The sequence below is a fragment of the Streptomyces sp. NPDC087906 genome (assembly GCF_055584925.1).
The window spans coordinates 659,428-681,292 of sequence record NZ_JBVJLC010000002.1 but is presented as its reverse complement, the minus strand read 5'-3'; the positions used below and the strand labels follow the sequence as shown (position 1 = coordinate 681,292).

Below are 21,865 nucleotides of genomic sequence, written 5' to 3'. Positions count from 1 at the left end.
TGCCGTGCCGGCCCGTGCCGGTACGCGCTCGCACCCGGACCCCCACGGCCGCAACGACGGACCGTGGCCGGACCACCGTAGCGCGCGCGGAACCGGGTAGTTGACGAAGACGACCTGCCGGACGGTCCCTCGACCGGCCCGCGGCCGGTAACTCAGCTCCCTGCGCCGGTACGGCCCCAGTCAGGACCTGCCTCGGCCCAGGCGCGGTCGAGCCGCCGGTACCTGATCAGGACGAGCCGCCCCACGAACAGCCGCCTGCCTCCGGCGATCAGCAGCGCCGCGGCCAGTGCGGCGCCCACTCCGACCAGGACGGCGTGCAGCCGGGCCGTCTCGGCGTCCAGGGGCGGCTTCACCTGCGTGCCGTGCGCGTCGGTCCAGATGCGGAAGCTGTCGCCGGTGTGCCAGCCGCGCAGCGGCGCCGAGACGGCGCTCCTGTGCTTGCTGCCGTCCACGGCACGCCATGTCGCGATCACCCGGGTGTCGGCACTGCGCTCCTTGGGCGAATCGCCGTCGAACCCGGGCGGCCGCCGGTCCTTGGGCAGCGCGGTGATCACGGCGGTGACCGGGTACCGCTCCTCGTGCTGCACCCGTACGGTCTGCTGGAGCGACGAGTCGAGCAGCGCCCCGCAGAGCCAGCCGGCGGCGGGGGCCACCAGCAGGATCAGCAGCGCGGCGACGAGCGTCGCCCATCCCTCGGCCAGGTCGGTGGTCCGGCGCAGGGGGTTGCGCCGCCAGCGCCAGAGGCCGGCGATCACCTTCACGGTCCCGCACCCCCTTTCCGTCTCCGCGTCCGTCTTGGCCCGGGACGGCATGCCGCAGACGCGTCAGGGGCGAAGAGCGACCGAACTCACTTGACCGCGCGAGCGCGCGCAAGGTGTCTGTCGCATCCTCGTGTTCCCGCGCGGGCGGGGTTCACACGGGGGACGGCGGGGAGAACGGACAGGGCCGCGAAAGGCGTGCGGACAGCGGTTCTTGACCTCCCGTCGGTCAGCCGTTCTGTCCACGCGCGGGTCGCGGCCCTGGTGGTGTGCGCTCAGTACCCCCGGCTCTGGTAGGGGCGGTTGTACGGGTCGTCGTACTGGTTGGGCTGGGCCTGCTGCGGCGGCGCGGGACGCGGGGCCGCGGCAGGGCGCATCGCCTCGTAGCCCGTGCCCGGCATCGGGCGCTGGGGCATGGGGCGCTGCGGCTGCTGCTGGTAGGGCTGCTGCTGCTGCGGACCCGGGTAGCCGCCCCGGGGCGCCGCCTGCTGCTGCGGGATGTAGGGCGCGGGGGCGTGCTGCAGCGGCATGGGCTGCTGCATCGGCTGCTGCTGGTAGCCGCCGTACGCCGGGGCCGGCTGCGACGGGGCCGCCGGCAGGGCCGGAAGCGCCGACGGCAGGGCCGGCAGATAGCTGTTGCCGGTGTCGTAGGCGGAGGGCACTCGGATCGGGGCGATCTGAGGCGTGCCCCGCTCCGCGACCAAGGAGTCGTAGATCGGGGTGTCCGGGAACGACGGCGCGGTGTAGTAACCGCCGCCGTAGGTGGCGCGGGGGGAGGTCATGGAACATAAGTTAAGCCCACGATGTGCCGGTTGGGGAGCCCGCTTTGAGGGTTCTTTCCGTCCCTGTGTGCCAATTCTGATCCCCAATGCGAGCGAACTTGGGAAAAACGGTCGTCACGCGGTGTTCGGATCCTGTAAAGGGCAAGCTGAAACGGGGTTACCGGCGGGTCCTGTGGAGCCCGCGCCGCCTTGCTGCCATTAGGTTGGGAACACGGAAACTTCGGGCACCCGACTCTCGATGGGGGCGAGCATGTCCATGCTTAAAGGCGCCAATGTTCCAGTGCCGGCGCAGAGCGTCCGCGTCGAATTGGGCTGGAACTCAGGACCGGGGGTGCCGGACGTCGACGCGTCCGCCCTGCTGCTGGTGGCCGGAAAAGTGCGCTCCGACGCGGACTTCGTCTTCTACAACCAGCCGCGTCATTCCTCGGGAGCCGTCCGGCACGAAGGCAAGCAGACCGGCGGCCCCACCATCACCGATACGCTCTCCGTCGATCTGTCGCGGGTCGAGCCCGCCGTCGAGCGGGTCGTTCTCGCCGCCTCCGCCGAAGCGGGCACTTTCGGCCAGGTGCCCGGACTGTACGTACGGGTGCTGGACGCGGCCACCGGCGCCGAGGTGGCCCGGTACGACAGCCAGGACGCGAGCGTCGAGACGGCGTTCCTGATCGGTGAGCTGTACCGGCGCCAGGGCGCCTGGAAGTTCCGGTCGGTCGGCCAGGGCTACAGCAGCGGACTCGCGGGCCTGGCAACGGACTTCGGCATCTCGGTCGACGAGCCGGCCGCATCCGCACCACCCGCCCCGGCGGCCCCGCCCGCGGCTCCGGCCCCTTCCGTGACGAAAGCCACTCCCGTACCGCCGGTCCCCTCCGCACCGCCGGCGCCGCCCGCGCCTCCCTCGGCGCCCGCACCGATCCCCGTACGGCTCTCCAAGGTCACCCTGACGAAGGAGGCCCCCTCGGTCTCGCTGGCCAAGCAGGGCGGCAGCTCCGGCGCCATGCGGGTCAACCTCAACTGGCAGGTGCGCAAGCAGTTCAAGGGCTGGGGAGCCAAACTCGGCAGGGCCGTCGCCATGCACGGCGATCTCGACCTCGACCTGTGCGCGCTGTACGAACTCAGCGACGGCCGCAAAGGCGTCGTCCAGGCACTCGGCAACGCCTTCGGCTCGGTCAGCAGGCCGCCGTACATCCAACTCGACGGCGACGACCGCACCGGCGGCAGCAACACCGGCGAGAACCTCACCATCAACCTCGACCACAAGAACGAACTGCGCCGCGTGGTCATCTTCGTGACGATCTACGAAGGCGCCCGCAGTTTCGCCGATCTGGACGCGACGGTCACCCTCCAGCCGCTGAACGGGGCGCCGATCGACTTCTCGCTCGGCGAATGCACGGTGCCCTCGACGGTCTGCGCGCTCGCGCTGATCACCAACACCGGATCCGACCTCGTCGTCCAGCGCGAGGCCAACTTCCTCGTACCGGCGCGCGGGGTCAGCCCGCAGCGCACCATCGACCAGGCGTACGGGTGGGGCATGAACTGGACGCCCGGCCGGAAGTGACGCCCCGCCGGAAATCAAACCCGGCCGGAAGTGACGCCCCGGCCGCGCGTCACGGCCGTCAGCCGTCCTGGGCCGCGTCCCGCGCAGGGACGCCCTTGGGGCGCGCGTAGGTGCGGCCCTTCCAGGCCGCGCCGCGGCCCCGGTAGTGCTGCACGGCCGAGTCGACCGTCATCAGCAGGTACAGCAGCGCGGTGACCGGCAGCAGCGGAGCCGGCCACAGCGGCTGCCGGTAGTAGCGCAGCATCGGCAGATACGTCCCCGTCATCACCGCCCACGCGGCGAGGCCGAACCAGCCGGCGGGCGCGTCACCGCCGAACACCCCGAAGCCCGCGGCGACCGGCGGAGCCAGATAGATCAGGGCGAGACCGGCGACGGTTCCGACCAGCACCAGTGGGTTGTGCCGGAGCTGCGCGTAGGCGCTGCGCGAGACCATCCGCCACAGGTCGGACAGGTGCGGATACGGCCGTACGCTGTCGACGCGCTCGGCGAGCCCCAGCCAGATCTTGCCCCCGCTGTTCTGCACGGCGCGCGCCAGTGACACATCGTCGATGACCGCCTCGTGGATCGACTCGGGCACCCGCGCCCGCTCGGCCGCCGCCGTACGCAGCAGTACGCAGCCGCCGGCCGCGGCGGCCGTCCGCGCGCCGGGCGTGTTGACCCAGCGGAACGGATAGAGCTGCGAGAAGAAGTAGACGAACGCGGGCACCACGAGCCGCTCCCAGACGCTCGCCACCCGCAGCCGCGCCATCTGCGACACCATGTCGAGGTCCTGTGCGCGGGCCGCTTGCACCAGCTCCCGCAGACTGTCCGGCTCGTGCGCGATGTCGGCGTCCGTCAGCAGCAGGTACTCCGGTTCGCGGGCGCGGGCCAGCGCCATGCCGTGCCGTACCGCCCACAGCTTGCCTGTCCAGCCGGGCTCCGGCTCACCCGGCGAGGTCACCGTCAGCGGCAGACCGCCGTACCGGCCGGCCAGTTCGCGCGCGAGCGCGCCCGTGCCGTCCGTACTGCCGTCGTCGACGAGGAAGATCTCCGCCCGCCCCGGATAGACCTGCGCCAGCAGCGACGGCAGGCTCAGCGGCAGCACCTCGGCCTCGTCGCGCGCGGGCACCACCACGGCGACCGGCGGCCAGGACGACGGACCGTCAGCCGCCCCGCCGCCACCGCCGCTTGCGGGGCCGCGCGCGGGCAGCCGCTGATCGGTACGCCAGAAGAACCCCTGACCCAGCAGCAGCCAGCCCCACACGACCAGTGAACACACCGAGATCCAGCCAACGACGCTCATTCGCGGCAGTCTGCCGCACACCGCCAGGTTCGCAAGCACGGTCGACTATGGTGACCGGGTGAAGATCGCACTCATGGACTCCGGCATCGGTCTGCTCGCGGCGGCCGCCGCGGTACGCCGGCTGCGGCCCGACGCCGATCTGGTGCTGTCGTCCGACCCCGGCACGATGCCCTGGGGCCCGCGCACCCCCGAGGACGTCACCGCGTGCGCGCTCGCCGTGGCACGGGCCGCCGCCGCGCACGGCGCCGACGCGCTGATCGTCGCCTGCAACACCGCGTCCGTGCACGCGCTGCCCGCCCTGCGGGCGGAACTGGAACCCCGGCTGCCGGTCATCGGCACGGTCCCGGCGATCAAACCCGCCGCTGCCGGCGGCGGCCCCTTCGCGATCTGGGCCACCCCCGCCACCACGGGCAGCCCCTACCAGCGGGCGCTCATCCGTGACTTCGCCGCATCCGTGCCCGTCACCGAAGTGCCGTGCCCCGGTCTCGCCGACGCCGTGGAGCACGCCGACGCCGCCGCGATCGACGCGGCTGTGGCCGCCGCCGCCGAGCGCACCCCGGACGACGTGACCGCCGTCGTGCTCGGCTGCACCCACTACGAACTCCTCGCCGAACGGATCCGTACGGCGGTCACCGGCGCCCCTGGCCGGTCCCCTTCACCGGCGCCGGTCGCGCTGTACGGCTCGGCAGAGGCGGTCGCCGCACACGCCCTGCGGCGTATCGGCGAGCAGCCCGCTCCTGACGCCGAGCCGACCGGCCGGCTCACCGTGCTGCTCGGCGGCCAGGAGGCCGCCCTCCCCGACGAGGCGCTCGGCTATCCCGAGGGACAGCTCCTCGCCGCCGTCACCCAGGTGTACTGACCACACACACCGGTACATCTCCCGCCCGCGCCGAACGTGGGTACTCTGCTTGCCATGAGGGAGCATTCACGGCACGAGGGCCACGCCGCGCGGCCCCTGCCCGAGATCTGGTCCGGCCGAGCCACCAATCGCGCGCAGTGGGTGCTTGCCGCGGGCGGCGCCGGGTGCATCGCGCTCGGTGTCGAGCTGGCCGTGGTCTCCAACTGGACCTCCGGTTTCCTCGCCTTGCTGATGTCGGTGATCGGCTGTGTCGCCGCTGGACTGCTCATGCTCTTCGGGACGCTGGCCTTCGTGCACGTGGCCGTGAAGGTCGACGGCGACTGCCTGGAGGTGCGCTGCGGCCACATGGGCCTGCCGCGCCGCCGTATCCCGCTCGCCCAGGTCGTCGGCGCGGACTTCGACCCCCGCGTCAACCCCCGGGAGTGGGGCGGCTGGGGCTACCGCTGGCGGCCCGAGATGGGCACGGCCGTGGTGGTGCGCCGAGGCGAAGGGCTCGTCCTGAAGCTGGGCGACGGCAGAGTGTTCACCGTCACAGTCGACGACGCCGAGGCGGCGGTACGGATCATCCGCGACCGGCTGCGCCCGTCGGCACTGAGCAAGACGGCATAGCGGACATAGCGGTCAAACGCCTACGCGACGCGCTGACTCGTCCGGCGTAATCCCTCACCCGACCGGGGTACCGGGGCCTCTCCCCGCCGGCTCGGGACGGGACGCGACCGCGACCGGCACCGCCGTCGCGGGACGCGCCGTCGCCAGCCCGGCGAGCAGCCCGGCCGTCACCGTCACCGAGGTGAAGCTCAGCGCGTTCCCCACACTCGCCAGCGCGGCCAGCGCTGTCAGCGAGGCACCCGCCGTCAGTACGACCGGAGTGGCGCACGGCGAGCGGCCGAGGCCGTACAGCAGCCAGCCGTACGCGGCCCCCAGCAGCACCACCCCCACCACGCCCTCCTCCGCGGCCTGCTGAAGCGGCGCCGAGTGCGCCTTCCCGTCCGTGTCCAGCGACTGGGCGGCCGTCGGGCTGTGTTCACCGAACCGGTCGGGGCCCACCCCCAGCAGCGGACGGTCCCCGGCGATGTCGACGGCGTCCCGCCACAGCAGCACCCGGTTCTGGGTGAGCTGACCCTCCAGCGAGACCGAGAGACCTGCGGGCAGCACCTGCTCGGCCACCGCCCACGAGCCGCCCACCACCAGGCCGGTGGCCAACGCGAGCCCGGCGAACCCGACCAGCCGTCGGCGCATGTGCTCGGCGGCGAGCGAACACAGCACCACGGCCAGCGCGGTGAAGAACCCGGCGGCCGAGCCGAGCAGCACCCCGGTGACCGCGGCGAGCAGCGCGACCAGCCGCAGGGAGAGCCTGACCCGTACCGGCCGCACGGCGGAAGCGGCGCAACAGGCGGCGCCGGCCGACAGCGCGAGCAGCGCCGCCACCGCGCCGTCGTCGCCCTGCGGCGTCGCGACGGCGACCGTCGCGCTGGCCGCGTCATGACTCGACACGACCGCCGCACCGAGCGCGGCGAGCGACACCGTGGTCGCCGCCGCCACCGGCACCAGCGAGCCGCTGATCCGGCCGCACGCATAGCCGGCCGTGACGGCGAGCACAGCCAGCAGCACCCCCTCGGGTCTGCCTCCCGAGCCCGCGGCGCTGATCAGCGCCCACACGGCGCAGCAGCCGAGCACCACGGCCCCGACCACGTCGGGCGCACTGCGCCGCTCCCGCACCACCGGCCGCTCCACCGGTACAGCCATCCCCGTCGCCCCCCACCTCTGGCGGGTCCCGTCCCACGGCAGCCGGATCCGGCCAGGTGGCAGGGACTGGCGCACACGGTAACCGCAAGGACACGGATCTGTGCGCGACTTGCGGAGGAACGTTGTCTCTCACCTCACACGGCGGTGCCGGACACACAGCGGCTCACCGTAGACTCCGCCAGGTGAGCGCCACCATGACATCCGTCGACACCCCTGCGCGGGACCCCGCCCCCACCCGCGGGTCCAGGCTGGTCAGACCGGCCGCCGCCGTGGTCTCCGGTGTCCTGCTCTACCTCAGCTTCCCGCCGCGCACCCTGTGGTGGCTGGCGCTGCCCGCCTTCGCGCTGCTCGCCTGGACCCTGTACGGCCGCCGGCTGCGCGCCGGGTTCGGGCTCGGCTATCTCGCGGGGCTCGGCTTCATGCTGCCGCTGCTGATCTGGACGGGCGGCGAGGTCGGCTCGTTCCCCTGGCTGGCCCTCGCGGCGGCCGAGTCCGTCTTCATCGGCTTCGTCGGCATGGGCATGGCGGCGGTGTCCCGGCTGCCGGTGTGGCCGGTCTGGTCGGCGGCCGTATGGATCCTCGGCGAGGGCGCCAGGGCCCGGGTGCCGTTCGGCGGGTTCCCCTGGGGCAAGATCGCCTTCGGTCAGGCCGACAGCGTCTTCGTACCGCTCGCCGCCGTCGGCGGCACGCCGGTGCTCGGCTTCGCCGTCGCGCTGTGCGGCTTCGGCCTGTACGAGGCGGTGCGCCAGGTCCTCGCGTACCGCGCGACGCACCGGGTGTCCCGGTCGGCGGTGACGGCCGCCGCGCTCACCGTCCTCGTCCCGATCGCCGCCGCGCTCGCCGCGCTGCCGCTCGTGAGCGACTCCGCCGAGGACGGTACGAAGACCGTCGCGGCGATCCAGGGCAATGTGCCCCGCATGGGGCTCGACTTCAACTCCCAGCGCCGCGCCGTCCTCGACAACCACGTCAAGGAGACCCTCAAGGTCGCCGCTGACGTGAAGGCGGGCAAGGTCCCGCAGCCCGACTTCGTGCTGTGGCCGGAGAACTCCTCCGACGTCGACCCGTACCGCGACGGCGACGCGCGGATCGTCATCGACGAAGCGGTCAAGGCCATCGGCGTACCGACCGTGGTCGGGGCCGTCGTCAGCCCCGACACCGGGCCGCTGCGCAACCGGCTGATCCAGTGGGACCCGGTGAAGGGCCCGGGGGACACGTACGACAAGCGGCATGTGCAGCCGTTCGGCGAGTACATCCCGATGCGCTCGGTCGTACGGCTGTTCAACTCGCACGTCGACGAGGTCAGCCGGGACTTCGGCCCCGGGCACAAGGTGGGTCTCTTCGACCTGGCCGGTACGAAGGTGGGGCTCGCCACCTGCTTCGAGGCCGCGTTCGACGGGGCCGTACGCGACCCGGTCAAGGCCGGCGCCGAACTGATCGCCGTCCCCAGCAACAACGCCACCTTCGACCGCAGCGAGATGACGTACCAGCAGCTCGCCATGTCGCGGGTGCGCGCCGTCGAGCACAGCAGGACCGTCGTCGTGCCCGCCACCAGCGGGGTCAGCGCGATCATCCGGCCCGACGGCACGATCGTCTCGCAGACGAAGATGTTCACCCCCGACGCGCTCGTCGCCAAGGTGCCGCTGCGCACGTCACTGACCCCGGCCACCCGGCTCGGCGCCCTCCCCGAGGGGCTGCTGGCGCTCGTCGCCGTGGCCGGAATCGGCTGGGCCGTCGGCAGGTCCGTGTCCGCCCGGCGGCGCGTCACCTCATAGGGTCGGGCGCATGGGAACTCCAGACTTCATCCAGCGGATCAGGGCCACGGCGGGACACCAGCTCCTGCTGCTGCCGGGGGTCAGCGCGATCGTCTTCGACGACGAGGGACGCGTCCTGCTCGGACGGCGGGCCGACACCGGCGAGTGGTCCGTCATCGGCGGGATCCCGGAGCCGGGCGAGCAGCCGGCGACGACCGCCGTACGCGAAGTGCTCGAAGAGACCGGTGTGGAGTGCGTGGCCGAGCGCGTCGTACTCGTCCAGGCGGCGCACCGGCCCATCACCTACCCCAACGGCGACGTCTGCCAGTTCATGGACATCACCATCCGCTGCCGGGCGGTCGGCGGCGAGGCACGGGTCAACGACGAGGAATCGCTCGACGTGGGGTGGTTCTCCGTGGACGCGCTGCCCGCCCTGGACGAGTTCGGGCTCTTCCGGATCAAGCAGGCCCTCACAGACGCTCCCACCTGGTTCGACCCCGCCCCCTGAGCCCGAGGAGTTACGACGATGCCCCCTCCCACGGTCCCGGCCCCGCTCGACCTCACCGGCCGCACCGCGCTCGTCACCGGCGCTGCCAGCGGCATCGGCCGGGCCTGCGCGCTGCGGCTCGCCGCCGCCGGGGCGGCGGTGACCGCCCTGGACCGGGACGCCGAAGGGCTCGAAGCCCTGGCCCCCGACGCCGAGGGACTGCCGGGCGCGCTGCGGCCCGAGCTGCTCGACCTGACGGACCTCGACGCGGCCGAGCGCGCTGCGGCCGGCGCCGACATCCTCGTCAACAACGCCGGAATCCAACTGGTGCGGCCCATCGAGGAGTACCCGCCGGACGTCTTCCACACCGTGCTCACCGTGATGCTGGAGGCGCCGTTCCGGCTGATCCGGGGCGCGCTGCCGCACATGTACGGCAACGGGTGGGGCCGGATCGTCAACATCTCGTCGGTGCACGGACTGCGCGCTTCGCCCTACAAGTCGGCGTACGTGGCGGCCAAGCACGGCCTCGAAGGGCTCTCCAAGACCGCCGCCCTGGAAGGCGCGCCGCACGGCGTCACCTCCAACTGCGTCAACCCCGGCTATGTGCGCACCCCGCTGGTCGAGAAGCAGATCGCCGACCAGGCGGCGGCGCACGGCGTCCCCGAGGACCGGGTCGTCGCCGATGTGCTGCTCCAGGACAGCGCGGTCAAGCGGCTCGTCGAACCGGCCGAGGTGGCCGAGGCCGTCGCCTATCTCTGTTCCGACCACGCGTCGTTCATCACGGGCACCTCGCTCGCGCTGGACGGCGGCTGGACCGCGCACTGAGCCCTGCGGGCCCTTCTTCGTGTCCGCACCCCAAGGACCTGGTCATGCGTACGCTTCTCGTCGACAACTACGACTCGTTCACCTACAACCTGTTCCACCAGCTCGCCGAGGTCAACGGCGCTGCCCCCGAGGTGATCCGCAACGACGACCCCGGCTGGCGGCCCGGCATGCTCGACGCCTTCGACAACGTCGTCCTGTCGCCGGGACCCGGAACGCCGCACGCTCCCGCCGACACCGGCATCTGCGCCGCGATCGCCGAGGACGCCAGGATCCCGGTCCTCGGGGTCTGCCTCGGCCACCAGGCACTGGCGCTCGCCCACGGCGCGCGGGTCGTCCGCGCGCCCGAGCCGCGGCACGGCCGCGCGTCGGCGGTGCTGCACGACGGCACGGGGCTCTTCGCCGCACTGCCCTCGCCCCTGGAGGTGATCCGCTACCACTCGCTCGTGGTGGACACCCTGCCCCCCGGACTTGAGCCGCTGGCGCGGACCGCCGACGGGGTCCTGATGGCGCTGCGGCACCGGAGTCTGCCGCTGTGGGGCGTGCAGTTCCATCCCGAGTCGATCGGCACGCAGGGCGGCCGGCGCCTGATGGCGAACTTCCGCCGGCTCACCGAGCAGCACGGCAGGCGCCGGGCCGTACCCCTGGCCACGACCCCGACCGCGACTGCGGTCACCGCCGCCGTGGAGCAGACGGAGCCCCGTCGGCTGCGGGTCCTGGCCGAGCGGCTGACCACCCGCTGGGACGCCGAAGTCGTCTTCGACCGGCTCTTCCGGGCGGGCCGGCACCCGTTCTGGCTGGACAGCGGTACGTCAGGAGACCCGTCGCCGCAGGGCCGGCTGTCGATGATGGGCGACGCGGCGGGCCCGCTCGCCCGCGTCGCCACCGCCGACGTCCAGGCGGGCACGGTGACCGTCCAATCGGCGCACACCACCCGGACCGTGCCGGGCGGCTTCCTGGACTGGCTCGAACAGGACCTGCGGACGACCAGCGTGACGGCGCCCGAGCTGCCCTTCGACTTCGCACTCGGCTGGGTCGGCTATCTCGGCTACGAGCTGAAGGCCGACCACGACGGGGACCGCGCCCACCCGTCGGCGGAACCCGACGCGGTCATGGTCTTCGCCGACCGCGCCGTCGTCCTCGACCACGGCGACGGCGCGACGTATCTGCTGGCGCTCGCCGAGGACGGGGCCGAGGGCCCCGCGCTCGGCTGGCTGCGGGAGACCGCCCGGCAGCTCGCGGGCCTCGCCGGAGTGCGGCCGGGACCCGTCGCGCCGCCCGCGCCGCCGGGGGAGGTGGTGCTGCGGCCGCGCCACGAGCGGGACATGTACCTCAAGCTCATCGACGCCTGCCGGCAGGAGATCGGCGCGGGCGAGACCTACGAGGTCTGTCTGACCAACATGATCGAGACCGAGCTGCCCTGCGCCGACCCGTGGCAGCTCTACCGCTCGCTGCGGCGGATCAGCCCGGCGCCCTTCGGTGCCTTCCTGGGCTTCGGCGAGGTGTCCGTACTGAGCACATCGCCCGAGCGGTTCCTGCGGGTCGACCGGTACGGGACGGCCGAGTCGCGCCCGATCAAGGGGACCAGACCGCGCGGGGCCACCGAAGCGGCGGACGCCCTCGCCGTCGCGGATCTCGCGGCCAGCGAGAAGGACCGCGCGGAGAACCTGATGATCGTCGACCTGGTCCGCAACGACCTCGGCCGCAACGCGGTGGTCGGCTCCGTCACCGCGGACCCCGTTTTCCAGGTGGAGACGTACGCGTCGGCGCATCAGCTCGTCAGCACGGTACGGGCGCGGCTGCGCGCGGACAGCGGCGCGGTGGCGGCGGTACGGGACGCCTTCCCCGGCGGCTCGATGACCGGGGCGCCGAAGATCCGCACCATGCGGATCATCGACGGCCTCGAAGGCGGGCCGCGCGGTGTCTACTCCGGGGCGATCGGCTACTTCTCCCTCACCGGAGCCGCCGATCTGAGCATCGTCATACGCACGGCCGTGCTGCACGGGGACCGGCTGAGTTACGGCGTCGGCGGCGCGATCATCGATCTCTCCGACCCGGCGGCGGAGTTCGAGGAGACGGCGGTCAAGGCGGCCCCGCTGCTCACACTGCTCGGCGCGAGCTTCCCCGGCAGGGCGGACCCGGCCTAGGGAGTGTCCGGGAAGTATCGTCGTCCGCCCTTTGGCCAGACGAGACTTCGCGGACACGACCTAGTGCTTGTCCTGCGGCTCGTCGTTCGACTTCTCGCGACGGCGGCGGCGCAGGTGGCGGACGACGAAGAACGCGACGACGGCCACCAGCGCCGCGAGGAAGTACAGCTCGTAGCGCTCGATCGCCGGATAGATGGTGTCCACGTGCTGTCCCGCGAAGTAGCCCAGCACCGACCAGACACCGACCCACAGGGCGGCGCCGAGCGAGTTGAACGCGAGGAATCTCGGCCAGGACATCCCGCTCATCCCCGCGATGATGCCGTTGGCCTGGCGCAGCCCGTCGACGAACCGGGCGATGGTGACGATCTTGCCGCCGTGCCGGTCGAAGAACGCCTCGGCCTTCGCCACCCGGGGCGGGGTCAGCAGGACGTACCTCCCGTAGCGGTTGACCAGCCGGTGGCCGCCGTAGCGCCCGATGGCGTAGCCGACGTTGTCGCCCGCCACCGCCGCGACCAGGGCGATCAGCACGACGGCCGCGATGTTGAGCTGTCCGGTGCCGGCGTAGACGGCCGCCGCGATCAGTACCGTCTCGCCGGGAACCGGTACGCCGAAGTCCTCCACGAAGAGCAGACCGCCGACGGCGAGATAGCCCCAGTGGTCGAGGATCGGTGCGAGGTTGCCGAGGACACCGGGGAGCGGCGGCGGAGCCATGGATCCCTCCCGGTGCTGTCCGGTGTGCGGCGCGCGGCGTACGGCGTACGGACACGCCGCCTCACCCACCGTAGTCCCGGCCGGTCAATATGGTTTGAACCGCTCCGCCCCGGCTGCGAAACTGGCCCGTGTGGACGAGATGACGCTGCTCAGCCGGGCGGCTGTCGAGTGGGCCGCCGGTGGTGCGGGGGCGCGGGCGGCCGGGGCCGCCGCGCATGAGCTGGCCGCCGGTGCCGGGCTGCGTACGGTCGTGCTGGTGGAGGGCGCGAGCGACCGGGTCGCCGTCGAGACACTGGCCGCGCGGGTCGGCCGGGAACTGGCCGGCGAGGGCGTGTGTGTCGTGCCGCTCGGCGGTGCCACGAGCATCGGCAGATTCCTCGGCCTGTTCGGCGACCAGGGGCTCGACGTCCCGCTCGCGGGCCTGTGTGACGCCGCGGAGACGGAGTTCTTCCTGCGGGCCCTGGCGCGGGCGGGACTCGCGTCGGGCGGATTCCAGGTGTGCGTCGCCGACCTGGAGGACGAGTTGATCCGCGCGCTGGGCACGGACGCCGTCCAGGACGTCCTTGCCGACCAGGGCGATCTGCGGCCGTTCCGTACGTTCCAGAAGCAGCCGGCGCAGCGGGGCAGGAGCGTCGAGCGGCAGTTGCGCCGGTTCATGGGCACCCACAGCGGCCGCAAGGCCCAGTACGCGGGCGCGCTGGTCGGCGCGCTCGACCTCGGACGGGTTCCCGCGCCGCTCGGCGGACTCCTCGCACATCTCGCCGCGCCCCGCTGACCGCTGCCGGCGAGCCGGCCCGCACCGCCGCCGTCGCCGCGCTCGTCCGTCAACTGCGGGTCCGCCAACTGCGGGTCGACCGGCCGTCGGCAGATCACGTAACATCCCGAAAACCTGAAATGGCCCTGTCAGGGGAACAATCCACCTACCCCCCGACGCATCGCGACCCGACGAGGAGAGCAATGTCAGGCCAGACAGTGGACAGGACACCCGACGCCCCGGACGCACCCGAGGCGCCCGGCGGATCCCGGCGCGACGCCGTCGACCGGTACTTCAGGATCAGCGAGCGCGGCTCGACGTACGGACGTGAGATACGCGGCGGCTTCGCCACGTTCTTCACGATGGCCTACATCCTCGTGCTGAACCCGATCATCCTCGGCGGCGCCGAGGACAAGTTCGGGCACCATCTCTCCGGGCCCCAACTGGTCACCGTCACCGCCCTGGTGGCGGCCGTGATGACCGCGATCATGGGCCTCGGCGGCAATCTGCCGCTCGCCATCGCGGCCGGGCTCGGGCTCAACGCCGTGGTGGCCTTCCAGATCGCGCCGCTGATGAGCTGGCCGGACGCGATGGGCCTCGTCGTCATCGAGGGGCTGCTGATCTGCGTCCTGGTCGTCACCGGGTTGCGGGAGGCGGTCATGCGGGCCATCCCGGGGCCGCTCAAGCAGGCGATCAGCGTCGGTATCGGTCTGTTCATCGCGTTCATCGGCTTCGTGGACGCCGGCTTCGCCTCCCGTATCCCCGGCGCCACCGGATCCACACCGGTCCAGCTCGGCGCCACCGGCCATCTCACCGGCTGGCCCGTCCTGGTCTTCTGCCTCGGGGTGCTGCTCACCATCGCCCTGGTGGCGAAGAAGGTCCGGGGCGCGATCCTCATCGGCATCGTCACGATGACGATCGTCGCGATCATCATCAACGAGATCGCCGACATCAAGCCCGCGGCGTGGGGCCTCACCGTGCCTTCGGTGCCCGACGACATCGTGGCGGCCCCCGACTTCGGGCTCGTCGGCAACTTCTCCCTCTTCGGCGCGTTCCACGAGATCGGCGTCGTCACCCTCGTGCTGCTGGTCTTCACGCTCATCCTCAGCGACTTCTTCGACACCATGGGCACGGTCGTCGGTGTGTCCAACGAGGCCGGGCTGCTGGACGCGGACGGCCGGGTGCCGAACCTGGGCCGGGTCCTGCTCATCGACGGCGCCGCCGCCGTCGCGGGCGGCGCGGCCTCGGCGTCCTCCAACACCGCGTACATCGAGTCGGCCGCGGGGGTCGGCGAGGGCGCCCGTACCGGCTTCGCCTCCGTCGTCACCGGCGCGCTGTTCGCCCTCGCGCTGTTCCTGACACCGCTCGCCGTGGTCGTCCCCGCACAGGCGGCGGCCCCGGCGCTGGTGGTCGTGGGCTTCCTGCTGATGTCGCAGGTGCGGCACATCGACTGGGAGAAGTACGAGATCGCGATCCCGGCGTTCCTGACGATCGCCGTGATGCCGTTCACGTACTCCATCACCAACGGCATCGGGGCGGGCTTCGTCTCGTACGTCCTCGTCAAGGCCGTACTCGGCAAGGCGCGCGAGGTGCACTGGCTGCTGTGGGCGACCGCGGCGCTGTTCGTCGTCTACTTCGCGATCGACCCGGTCGAGCAGTTGTTCAACGTCAAGTAGTGGGGGCGGTGGTGCGCGCGTCGTACGCGGCGCGCGCCTCGTCCATCAGCGCCAGATTCTCGACGCTCCAGTCGATCAGCGGCGTCGTGGCGCGCAGCAGCGTCCGTCCGATCGGGGTCAGCCCGTAGCTCACATGCGGCGGCATCACCTCGACGACGGTCCGGGTCAGGATGCCGTCGCGCTCCAGGCCGCGCAGGGTGACGGTCAGCATCCGCTGGCTGATCCCGTCGATCTCCCGCCGCAGCTCGGTGAACCGCCGGGGCCCCTCGCCGAGACAGGACACCACGTACAGCGACCACTTGTCGGCGACGAGGTCCAGCGCCTGCCGGGCGCGGCACGCGCTCGGGGTGCGGCGGATGGTCGGAGTGCGGCGGGTGGGGCTGCTCACGGTTACCTCCGAGAACCACGGCACCAAGAAGTGCCTGATTGCCTGGACGGGGGGACTGCCGGACGATTGTCACGGTTCCTATAGAGTACCGAGAAACCAAAAGGAACCGCTACGGCTGTCAATTTCTGTCAGGAGCGCATCCCTTTGACTTCCACCGATCTGCAGATCCCCGGCATCGTCGCGGGCACATGGACGATCGACACCGTCCACTCCCACGTCGGGTTCATCATCAAGCACATGATGGTCAGCAAGGTCCGTGGCCACTTCGCCACCTTCAGCGGGCAGATCACCATCGCGGAGAACCCGCTGGAGTCGTCGGTCAGCACGACGATCGACGCGACGTCCATCGACACGGCGAACGCCATGCGGGACGACCACATCCGCTCGGCCGACTTCTTCGACGCCGAGAACCACCCCACCATCGACTTCGTCTCCACCGGAGTGCGGTACGAGGACGGGGACTTCTTCATCGACGGCGACCTGACGATCCGCGGGACGACCAAGCCGGTCACCCTCGCCGTCGAGACGCCCGAGTTCGGCCCCAACCCCGCAGGGGGCAGCAAGGCCGGTTTCTCCGCCACCACCGAGATCAACCGCACCGACTTCGGCGTGAGTTACAACGGCCCGATCCCCGGCGGCGGCGTCGCGCTGAGCGAGAAGGTGCAGATCGTGCTCGACATCGAGGCCGACCTGGCGGCGGACGAGGCCACCGCCTGACGTCCGGCCCACCACCGCACGTGGCCCGTCCCGCCGAGGACGGGCCACACGCGCGTCACCGGCCACGCGCGCGCCACGGGCCGCACTCGCGCCGCAGGCCGCACGCCCGTCATGCGAGAGCGTCGGCCAGCGCGCCGGCCAGCCAGCTCCGGTAGGCCCCGGTGTCCCAACCCCGGTCCCGCGTCAGCCTGCTGAAGACCTGCGGCGAGGTGAGCACCCAGCAGACATCGGCCGCGCGCACCTCGTCCTCGCCGGGCCGCAGCGCCCCCTCGCGCGCGAGATGCGCGACGAACCCCCGGACACCGGTCAGCCGCTCCGCCTCCGTGGTGTCGAGGAAGTCGGCGACCTCCGGGCCGGCGCGGGTAAGCAACGCGAAGAGCGCGCCCGTGCGTTCGTGGACGCCGCACACGAACTCCGCGTACAGCCCCAGCTTTTCGGCCGGGTCGCGGGTGCGGAACACCTCCTGGAGCTGCGGCCGCTCCGCCATGGCTTCCGGCGCGTCGTCGCCGGCCAGCGTGACGTCCCACAGCGCCTTCAGCAGGCCGGGCTTGCCGCCGAACGCCTTGTGGACCGTCTCAGCCGAGACGCCGGCCCGCTCCGCCACCGCCCGGATCGTGGCCGCCCGGTAGCCGTCCTGGAACAGCAGCTCCCGGCAGGCGTCCAGTACCGCCCCGCGGCTGCGCAGCGCCGCCGCCCTGCGCCCGCTGGAGTCGTACGCCCTGGGCGCCCGGGGCGTCCTGGGCCGCGGTTCAGCCGGCGCCATGTCGCCCGCCCGCGCTGCCCGGATCCCCGGAGTACATTGGATACTGTTGCATGTATCGAATATAGCGGCGGAGGAAAGACATGGGCGACCCGAGAGCCGAGACAGCACCCGTCGCACCCGGTGTCCACCGGCTCGGTGACGCGCTGGTCAACTTCTATCTGATCGAGGAAGACGCGGGTCCCGTCCTCGTGGACGCGGGGCTGCCCCGCCACTTCGGTGGCCTCCAGGAGGCGCTGGCCCGCACCGGACACCGCCCGGCCGACATCCGGGCGGTGCTGCTCACCCACGCCCACCCCGACCACACCGGACTGGCCGAGCGGATCCGCGCGCTCAGCGGCGCCGAGGTGTGGGTCCACCGGGCGGACGCCGCCGTCCTGGCCGACGGACCGCGCAGCGCCCTGCGGCACGCCAAGCCGGAGCGCTCGATGCTGCCCTACCTGCTGCGCAGGCCGGCCGCCGTCGCCACACCGCTGCGGCTGGCGCGCGGCGGCGCCTTCACCGCCCCCGCCGTCGGGCAGACGCGGACATTCGACGGCGGGCGGACCCTCGACTCCGTCCCCGGCCGCCCGCTGGCCGTGCCGCTGCCGGGCCATACGGCAGGCAGCACCGGCTATCTGTTCGCCGACCGCGGGCTGCTCTTCACCGGCGACGCGCTCGTGACCTACGACGGCCTGACCGGACACACCGGACCCCGCCTGGTCTGCCGGGGGTTCACCCAGGACAGCGCCGAGGCGCTGCGCTCGCTCGACCGGCTTGCCGCGCAGCCCGCCGGCCTGCTGCTGCCAGGACACGGCGAGCCGTTCCCTTACGGACCGGCCGCCGCGGCCGAGCAGGCCCGCGCGGCCGGCGTGGTCTGACACCGCACATGCCGGTGCCGGACCCCGAAAGCTGGCACGGGGTCCGGCACCGGTGTGCGCGGGATCGGGCGGTCAGGCGGCGGCGCGCCAGGAACCGCCCAGGCGCGGGGTCGCGGAGTGCCGCCAGCTTGCGAGCGGCACCACGACCGGGGCTGCCGGAGCCTCGGCGCGGCGGGCGAGCGAGGCGAGTACGGCGGTCACCGCAGCGAGTTCCTCCGGGTTGGGGGAGCCGCTGACGATCTTCCAGAGGGTCTCTTCGAGGCTGTGGGACATCAGGCTCTCGCTCCTTCTCGGCTGTCTCCTTCTCAGGCCACCGTCGCGGCCGCCGGTGCGGGTACCTCCTCCGCGCCGTCGGCCACGGCCGCCCGCTCGCCGGCCTCGGCGCGCGCCGCTTCGGCGCCCACCGGACGCAGGCCGTTCGGGATCAGCATCGAGGCGACGCCCGCCGCCAGGACCACGGCGGCCCCGACCCAGACCGCCGGGATCAGCCCGTCCACGAACGTCTGCGCGCTCTCGTAGCCGCCGTACGCGGCGAACACGGCGGCCAGGATGGCCACTCCGAGCACACCGCCCAGCTCGCGGCCCGCGTTGTTGACACCGGAGGCGATGCCCTCCTGGTCCCGCCGTACGGACGAGAAGACCATGTTGACGACGGGCGCGTAGAACAGCGACATGCCGACCCCGAGGACGGCGAACGGCGGCACCAGCGTGCCGTAGCCGACCGACGGGGTCGCCACCAGCGCGAACCAGCCGAGGCCGATCGCCTGGAGGACGAACCCGATCGTCAGGATCAGCCGGCCGCCGAACTTGTCGGACAGGATCCCGGCGACCGGCGCGACCACCATCGGCATCGCGGTCCACGGCAGGGTGCGCAGCCCGGCCTCCAGCGGCGAGTAGCCCTGCGCCGTCTGCAGGAACTGCGCGATCAGGAAGATCGAGCCGAACATGCCGAAGTACATCAGCAGCGACGCCAGGTTGGTCATCGAGAAGGCCCGGCCGCGGAAGAGACCGAGCGGCAGCATCGGATGCGCGGTGCGGTTCTCCCAGACCAGGAAGGCGGCCAGCAGCACACCGCCGGCCACGAAGCCCGCCAGCACCTCGCCGGACGTCCAGCCGGTCGTACCGCCGCGCACCAGGCCCAGGATCACCCCGAAGAGGCCGAAGCTCAGCAGCGCAGTACCGAGCACGTCCAGCTTGGCCTCGGCGCCCCGGCTTTCCGCGAGCCAGACCCGGGACAGCGGGACCAGCACGATACCGAGCGGCACATTGATCCAGAAGATCCACTGCCAGGACGCGCCCTCCACGATGGCACCGCCCACCACGGGTCCCAGCGCGATGGCCAGCCCCGCGATGGCGCCCCAGGCGCCCAGCGCCGCACCGCGCTTGGCGGGCGGTACGGCGGCGGACAGCAGCGTCAGGGTCAGCGGTACGACGATCGCGCCGCCGACGCCCTGCACGGCGCGCGCCGCGATGAGCTGCGCCGCGGTGTCCGACAGCGCGGCCCCCGCGGAGGCCAGCGTGAAGATGGTGACACCGATCATGAACAGCCGCCGCCGGCCGAACCGGTCACCCAGCGCCGACCCCGTCATCAGGAGCACGGCGAAGGTGAGGGTGAACGCGTTGACTGTCCATTCCAGGTCGTCCAGTCCCGCGCCCAGGTCCTCACGGATCGCGGGCAGCGCGGTGGTGACCACGAGATTGTCGAGCGAGGTGATGAACATCGCCACGGCGGCGATGACGAACGTACGGACGGGATGGCCCTGTGTCTGGGCACTCATGGTTCGTCCTTTCACATGTCGCGCAGGAAATCCCCGGCTTGCCGGAGAATGCGGTTTCGGGTGGGGCCGATCGAGCCGCGCGGCATGGAGAGCGCCGCGCTGATCGCGTCGTAACTCAGCGGGGGATCGCAGAGCAGCAGCCCCAGCAGGGCCTGGTGCTGCCTGGGCAGGAGCCGGAAGGCCAGCCGGGCGAGGTCGCCCTCGGCCATGCTCAGCGCCGACTCCTCGGGGGTCGCCTCGTGACAGCTCTCCTGGGCGAAGAAGGCGAGATCGTCGACGAGGTGGTACTTGGTGCCGCTGCCGGACACCTTCAGAGCCTCGCGCCGTGCCGTGGTGACGATCCACGCGCCGACCTTGGCCGGATCGTGGAGCGAGCCGATGTTCTCGATGACGCGCAGCCAGGTGAGTTGGCACACGTCCTCACAGTCGGCGGCGCGCAGCCCGTGCGAACGTGCCACCGTCCAGACCGCGGGGCGGTAGCGCCGGATGAGCCGCGCCCACGCCGCCTCCTCACCGGCGCGGCAGGCCGCGACCAGTTCGGCGGGCGACGCAGAAGTGCTGTCCCGGCTCTGTGCCGTCTTCGCCTCCACCACGACAACTCCTCCTTCGGCCCTCCCCGTAGGGACCTGTTGACATCCCTTGTCCCACGGCCGGGTAGCCCGCCGCTGGACCCGGGGTCGCCGCCCGCACGGCCCGCGGGTAGCGCCGGGGCGATGTGGCGTGAACCGCACGGATGCGAGGTATCCGCACCCCCCGCCGGCCGCTCTGTCGGGATGACGGTCGCCGTCTCCTGCCCCGTACGCCGGCAGCGGCGAGCGACGCACCGAGAGGGGAATCACGAATGATCACGGATGAATACGCGCGGACCCTCGCGTCGGTCAACGACCGGATCCGGGGCCTCAAGGACAGCGGCTTCTACACCTTCGAACAGCCTTTCACCGCCGCACCCGGCGGCCGGTCCGAGATCGACGACCGCGAAGTCATCATGCTGACCAGCGGGAACTACCTGGGTCTCGTCGGCCACCCGGAGATCAACAAGGCGATCAAGGAAGCGCTCGACACCTACGGCTCAGGTGCCTGCGGTGCCCGGCTCAACAACGGCACGACCCGGCTGCACCTGGAGCTGGAGGAGCGGCTCGCCGACTGGATGGGGACCGAGGCGGCCATCACCTACAGCTCCGGCTACATGGCCAACCTGGGGACGATATCGGCGCTCTGCGACGCCGAAACCGTCGTCATCACCGACCAGTTCAACCATATGAGCATCATCGACGGCTGCCGGCTCGCTGAGGGCAGCGTCAAGATATTCGCGCACAACTCGATGGAGAAGCTGGAGTACGTGCTCCAGCGCAACGCCGGGGCGAAGAAGAAGTTCGTCGTGGTCGACGGTGTGTACTCGATGGACGGCGAGATCGCCCCGATGGACGAGATCCACCGGCTCACCGAGCAGTACGGCGCCATGCTGATGGTGGACGAGGCACACGGCACCGGATTCCTCGGCGAGCACGGCCGGGGCGCCGGTGAGCACTTCGGTGTGGTCCCCGACCTCACCATGGGGACCTTCAGCAAGACCCTGGGCGGGGTCGGCGGGTTCGTCACGGCGAGCGACGACATCGTGGAGTTCCTGCGCCACTCCGCGCACGCCTACATGTTCAACGCGAGCCTGCCGGCGCCGACCGTGGCCGGTGTGCTCAAGGCGCTGGAGCTGATGCGGAGGGAGCCGTGGCGCACCGAGAAGCTGTGGGAGAACACCATGCGCTTCCGCTCCGGGCTCATCCGGATGGGCTTCGAGGTGATGGGCAGTGTCACGCCCGTCATCCCGATCCTCATCGGTGACGACAACACCGCCCTGCTCATGTCCAAGGAGCTGATGGCGGACGGCCTTTACGTCTCGGGGGCGATCTTCCCCGCGGTGCCCAAGGGGCGGGCCAGGTTCCGCGCCACGGTCACCGCGGGCATGACGACCGAGGACGTGGACCGCGCACTGGAACTGCTGGGTGACGCCGCCCGGCGGCACAACATTCTGGCCTGAGGG

The 21,865-nt window shown here is 71.9% G+C and carries 22 protein-coding genes; 12 read left to right on the top strand and 10 right to left on the bottom strand.

The window, feature by feature from the left end; genetic code table 11:
• Positions 1-152 precede the first annotated feature (152 nt).
• On the bottom strand, positions 153-761 hold the full coding sequence (locus ACZ63I_RS08365) for an Rv1733c family protein (RefSeq protein ID WP_469336603.1): 609 nt from the start codon (positions 759-761) through the stop codon (positions 153-155).
• A 272-nt stretch (positions 762-1,033) separates the two neighbouring features.
• Entirely contained in the window at positions 1,034-1,540 is a 507-nt protein-coding gene (locus tag ACZ63I_RS08360) for a DUF6643 family protein (protein WP_469336601.1), read from the bottom strand.
• 250 nt (positions 1,541-1,790) lie between these two features.
• Here ACZ63I_RS08360 and ACZ63I_RS08355 point away from each other — a divergent pair, with 250 nt between their 5' ends.
• Positions 1,791-3,092 (top strand): TerD family protein, encoded by a 1,302-nt coding sequence (locus ACZ63I_RS08355; RefSeq protein WP_469336599.1) that lies wholly within the window; start codon positions 1,791-1,793, stop codon positions 3,090-3,092.
• 58 nt (positions 3,093-3,150) lie between these two features.
• On the opposite strand, the gene ACZ63I_RS08350 is transcribed toward ACZ63I_RS08355, so the two are convergent.
• Complete coding sequence (locus tag ACZ63I_RS08350) at positions 3,151-4,374, bottom strand: glycosyltransferase (RefSeq protein ID WP_469336597.1); 1,224 nt, start codon at positions 4,372-4,374, stop codon at positions 3,151-3,153.
• Between the two features lie 58 nt (positions 4,375-4,432).
• Here ACZ63I_RS08350 and ACZ63I_RS08345 point away from each other — a divergent pair, with 58 nt between their 5' ends.
• On the top strand, positions 4,433-5,233 hold the full coding sequence (locus ACZ63I_RS08345) for a glutamate racemase (RefSeq protein WP_469336596.1): 801 nt from the start codon (positions 4,433-4,435) through the stop codon (positions 5,231-5,233).
• Positions 5,234-5,287: 54 nt separating this feature from the next.
• Entirely contained in the window at positions 5,288-5,842 is a 555-nt protein-coding gene (locus ACZ63I_RS08340) for a hypothetical protein (RefSeq protein ID WP_469336594.1), read from the top strand.
• 54 nt (positions 5,843-5,896) lie between these two features.
• Here the strand turns inward: ACZ63I_RS08340 and ACZ63I_RS08335 are convergent, their stop codons facing one another.
• The gene (locus tag ACZ63I_RS08335) at positions 5,897-6,979 is read right to left on the bottom strand and encodes an O-antigen ligase family protein (protein ID WP_469336592.1); all 1,083 of its coding nucleotides are present in this window, start codon (positions 6,977-6,979) and stop codon (positions 5,897-5,899) included.
• Positions 6,980-7,161: 182 nt separating this feature from the next.
• Here ACZ63I_RS08335 and lnt point away from each other — a divergent pair, with 182 nt between their 5' ends.
• Genes lnt through pabB form a run of 4 tightly spaced genes read left to right on the top strand, consistent with a single transcriptional unit; the run spans position 7,162 to position 12,186 of the window.
• Positions 7,162-8,751, top strand: a complete 1,590-nt coding sequence (gene lnt, locus ACZ63I_RS08330; RefSeq protein ID WP_469336590.1) for an apolipoprotein N-acyltransferase — start codon at positions 7,162-7,164, stop codon at positions 8,749-8,751.
• Between the two features lie 10 nt (positions 8,752-8,761).
• Positions 8,762-9,238, top strand: coding sequence for an NUDIX hydrolase (locus ACZ63I_RS08325; RefSeq protein ID WP_469336588.1), 477 nt, complete (start codon positions 8,762-8,764; stop codon positions 9,236-9,238).
• Between the two features lie 18 nt (positions 9,239-9,256).
• Positions 9,257-10,042, top strand: coding sequence for a 3-hydroxybutyrate dehydrogenase (locus ACZ63I_RS08320; RefSeq protein ID WP_469336586.1), 786 nt, complete (start codon positions 9,257-9,259; stop codon positions 10,040-10,042).
• 44 nt (positions 10,043-10,086) lie between these two features.
• Positions 10,087-12,186: an aminodeoxychorismate synthase component I gene (gene pabB / locus ACZ63I_RS08315; protein ID WP_469336584.1), complete on the top strand. Its 2,100-nt coding sequence runs from the start codon at positions 10,087-10,089 to the stop codon at positions 12,184-12,186.
• A 60-nt stretch (positions 12,187-12,246) separates the two neighbouring features.
• On the opposite strand, the gene ACZ63I_RS08310 is transcribed toward pabB, so the two are convergent.
• Positions 12,247-12,897, bottom strand: coding sequence for a DedA family protein (locus ACZ63I_RS08310; RefSeq protein WP_469336583.1), 651 nt, complete (start codon positions 12,895-12,897; stop codon positions 12,247-12,249).
• Between the two features lie 130 nt (positions 12,898-13,027).
• Here ACZ63I_RS08310 and ACZ63I_RS08305 point away from each other — a divergent pair, with 130 nt between their 5' ends.
• Positions 13,028-13,672 (top strand): TOPRIM nucleotidyl transferase/hydrolase domain-containing protein, encoded by a 645-nt coding sequence (locus ACZ63I_RS08305; RefSeq protein ID WP_469336581.1) that lies wholly within the window; start codon positions 13,028-13,030, stop codon positions 13,670-13,672.
• Between the two features lie 182 nt (positions 13,673-13,854).
• Positions 13,855-15,327: an NCS2 family permease gene (locus ACZ63I_RS08300; RefSeq protein ID WP_469336579.1), complete on the top strand. Its 1,473-nt coding sequence runs from the start codon at positions 13,855-13,857 to the stop codon at positions 15,325-15,327.
• Here the strand turns inward: ACZ63I_RS08300 and ACZ63I_RS08295 are convergent.
• A complete protein-coding gene (locus tag ACZ63I_RS08295) occupies positions 15,320-15,715 on the bottom strand; it encodes a winged helix-turn-helix transcriptional regulator (RefSeq protein ID WP_469336577.1) in 396 nt (131 codons plus the stop codon). The genes ACZ63I_RS08300 and ACZ63I_RS08295 overlap by 8 nt on opposite strands.
• Before the next feature lie 144 nt (positions 15,716-15,859).
• Between ACZ63I_RS08295 and ACZ63I_RS08290 the strand changes: the two genes are divergently transcribed.
• Positions 15,860-16,432 carry a YceI family protein gene (locus tag ACZ63I_RS08290; RefSeq protein WP_469336575.1) on the top strand — a complete coding sequence of 191 codons (573 nt, stop codon included), beginning with the start codon at positions 15,860-15,862 and terminating at the stop codon, positions 16,430-16,432.
• Positions 16,433-16,541: 109 nt separating this feature from the next.
• Here ACZ63I_RS08290 and ACZ63I_RS08285 read toward each other — a convergent pair whose 3' ends face one another.
• Positions 16,542-17,195: a TetR/AcrR family transcriptional regulator gene (locus ACZ63I_RS08285; protein ID WP_469336573.1), complete on the bottom strand. Its 654-nt coding sequence runs from the start codon at positions 17,193-17,195 to the stop codon at positions 16,542-16,544.
• Between the two features lie 80 nt (positions 17,196-17,275).
• Here ACZ63I_RS08285 and ACZ63I_RS08280 point away from each other — a divergent pair, with 80 nt between their 5' ends.
• Positions 17,276-18,052: an MBL fold metallo-hydrolase gene (locus tag ACZ63I_RS08280; RefSeq protein WP_469336572.1), complete on the top strand. Its 777-nt coding sequence runs from the start codon at positions 17,276-17,278 to the stop codon at positions 18,050-18,052.
• A 72-nt stretch (positions 18,053-18,124) separates the two neighbouring features.
• On the opposite strand, the gene ACZ63I_RS08275 is transcribed toward ACZ63I_RS08280, so the two are convergent.
• From ACZ63I_RS08275 to ACZ63I_RS08265, 3 genes are read right to left on the bottom strand one after another with little or no spacing between them, the layout of a single operon-like run.
• Positions 18,125-18,325 (bottom strand): acyl-CoA carboxylase subunit epsilon, encoded by a 201-nt coding sequence (locus ACZ63I_RS08275; protein ID WP_469336570.1) that lies wholly within the window; start codon positions 18,323-18,325, stop codon positions 18,125-18,127.
• A gap of 32 nt (positions 18,326-18,357) precedes the next feature.
• Complete coding sequence (locus ACZ63I_RS08270; RefSeq protein ID WP_469336568.1) at positions 18,358-19,830, bottom strand: DHA2 family efflux MFS transporter permease subunit; 1,473 nt, start codon at positions 19,828-19,830, stop codon at positions 18,358-18,360.
• An 11-nt stretch (positions 19,831-19,841) separates the two neighbouring features.
• Positions 19,842-20,423 carry an RNA polymerase sigma factor gene (locus ACZ63I_RS08265; RefSeq protein WP_469336566.1) on the bottom strand — a complete coding sequence of 194 codons (582 nt, stop codon included), beginning with the start codon at positions 20,421-20,423 and terminating at the stop codon, positions 19,842-19,844.
• 248 nt (positions 20,424-20,671) lie between these two features.
• Between ACZ63I_RS08265 and ACZ63I_RS08260 the strand changes: the two genes are divergently transcribed.
• Positions 20,672-21,862, top strand: a complete 1,191-nt coding sequence (locus ACZ63I_RS08260; RefSeq protein ID WP_469336564.1) for an aminotransferase class I/II-fold pyridoxal phosphate-dependent enzyme — start codon at positions 20,672-20,674, stop codon at positions 21,860-21,862.
• Positions 21,863-21,865: the final 3 nt, after the last annotated feature.

Bases quoted from the DNA above. Each gene is read 5' to 3' on its own strand.
- ACZ63I_RS08360 (WP_469336601.1), bottom strand. From the start codon at position 1,540: ATGACCTCCCCCCGCGCCACCTACGGCGGCGGTTACTACACCGCGCCG.
- ACZ63I_RS08355 (WP_469336599.1), top strand. From the start codon at position 1,791: ATGTCCATGCTTAAAGGCGCCAATGTTCCAGTGCCGGCGCAGAGCGTC.
- ACZ63I_RS08350 (WP_469336597.1), bottom strand. From the start codon at position 4,374: ATGAGCGTCGTTGGCTGGATCTCGGTGTGTTCACTGGTCGTGTGGGGC.
- ACZ63I_RS08340 (WP_469336594.1), top strand. From the start codon at position 5,288: ATGAGGGAGCATTCACGGCACGAGGGCCACGCCGCGCGGCCCCTGCCC.
- ACZ63I_RS08335 (WP_469336592.1), bottom strand. From the start codon at position 6,979: ATGGCTGTACCGGTGGAGCGGCCGGTGGTGCGGGAGCGGCGCAGTGCG.
- ACZ63I_RS08325 (WP_469336588.1), top strand. From the start codon at position 8,762: ATGGGAACTCCAGACTTCATCCAGCGGATCAGGGCCACGGCGGGACAC.
- ACZ63I_RS08320 (WP_469336586.1), top strand. From the start codon at position 9,257: ATGCCCCCTCCCACGGTCCCGGCCCCGCTCGACCTCACCGGCCGCACC.
- pabB (WP_469336584.1), top strand. From the start codon at position 10,087: ATGCGTACGCTTCTCGTCGACAACTACGACTCGTTCACCTACAACCTG.
- ACZ63I_RS08310 (WP_469336583.1), bottom strand. From the start codon at position 12,897: ATGGCTCCGCCGCCGCTCCCCGGTGTCCTCGGCAACCTCGCACCGATC.
- ACZ63I_RS08300 (WP_469336579.1), top strand. From the start codon at position 13,855: ATGTCAGGCCAGACAGTGGACAGGACACCCGACGCCCCGGACGCACCC.
- ACZ63I_RS08285 (WP_469336573.1), bottom strand. From the start codon at position 17,195: ATGGCGCCGGCTGAACCGCGGCCCAGGACGCCCCGGGCGCCCAGGGCG.
- ACZ63I_RS08280 (WP_469336572.1), top strand. From the start codon at position 17,276: ATGGGCGACCCGAGAGCCGAGACAGCACCCGTCGCACCCGGTGTCCAC.
- ACZ63I_RS08275 (WP_469336570.1), bottom strand. From the start codon at position 18,325: ATGTCCCACAGCCTCGAAGAGACCCTCTGGAAGATCGTCAGCGGCTCC.
- ACZ63I_RS08270 (WP_469336568.1), bottom strand. From the start codon at position 19,830: ATGAGTGCCCAGACACAGGGCCATCCCGTCCGTACGTTCGTCATCGCC.
- ACZ63I_RS08260 (WP_469336564.1), top strand. From the start codon at position 20,672: ATGATCACGGATGAATACGCGCGGACCCTCGCGTCGGTCAACGACCGG.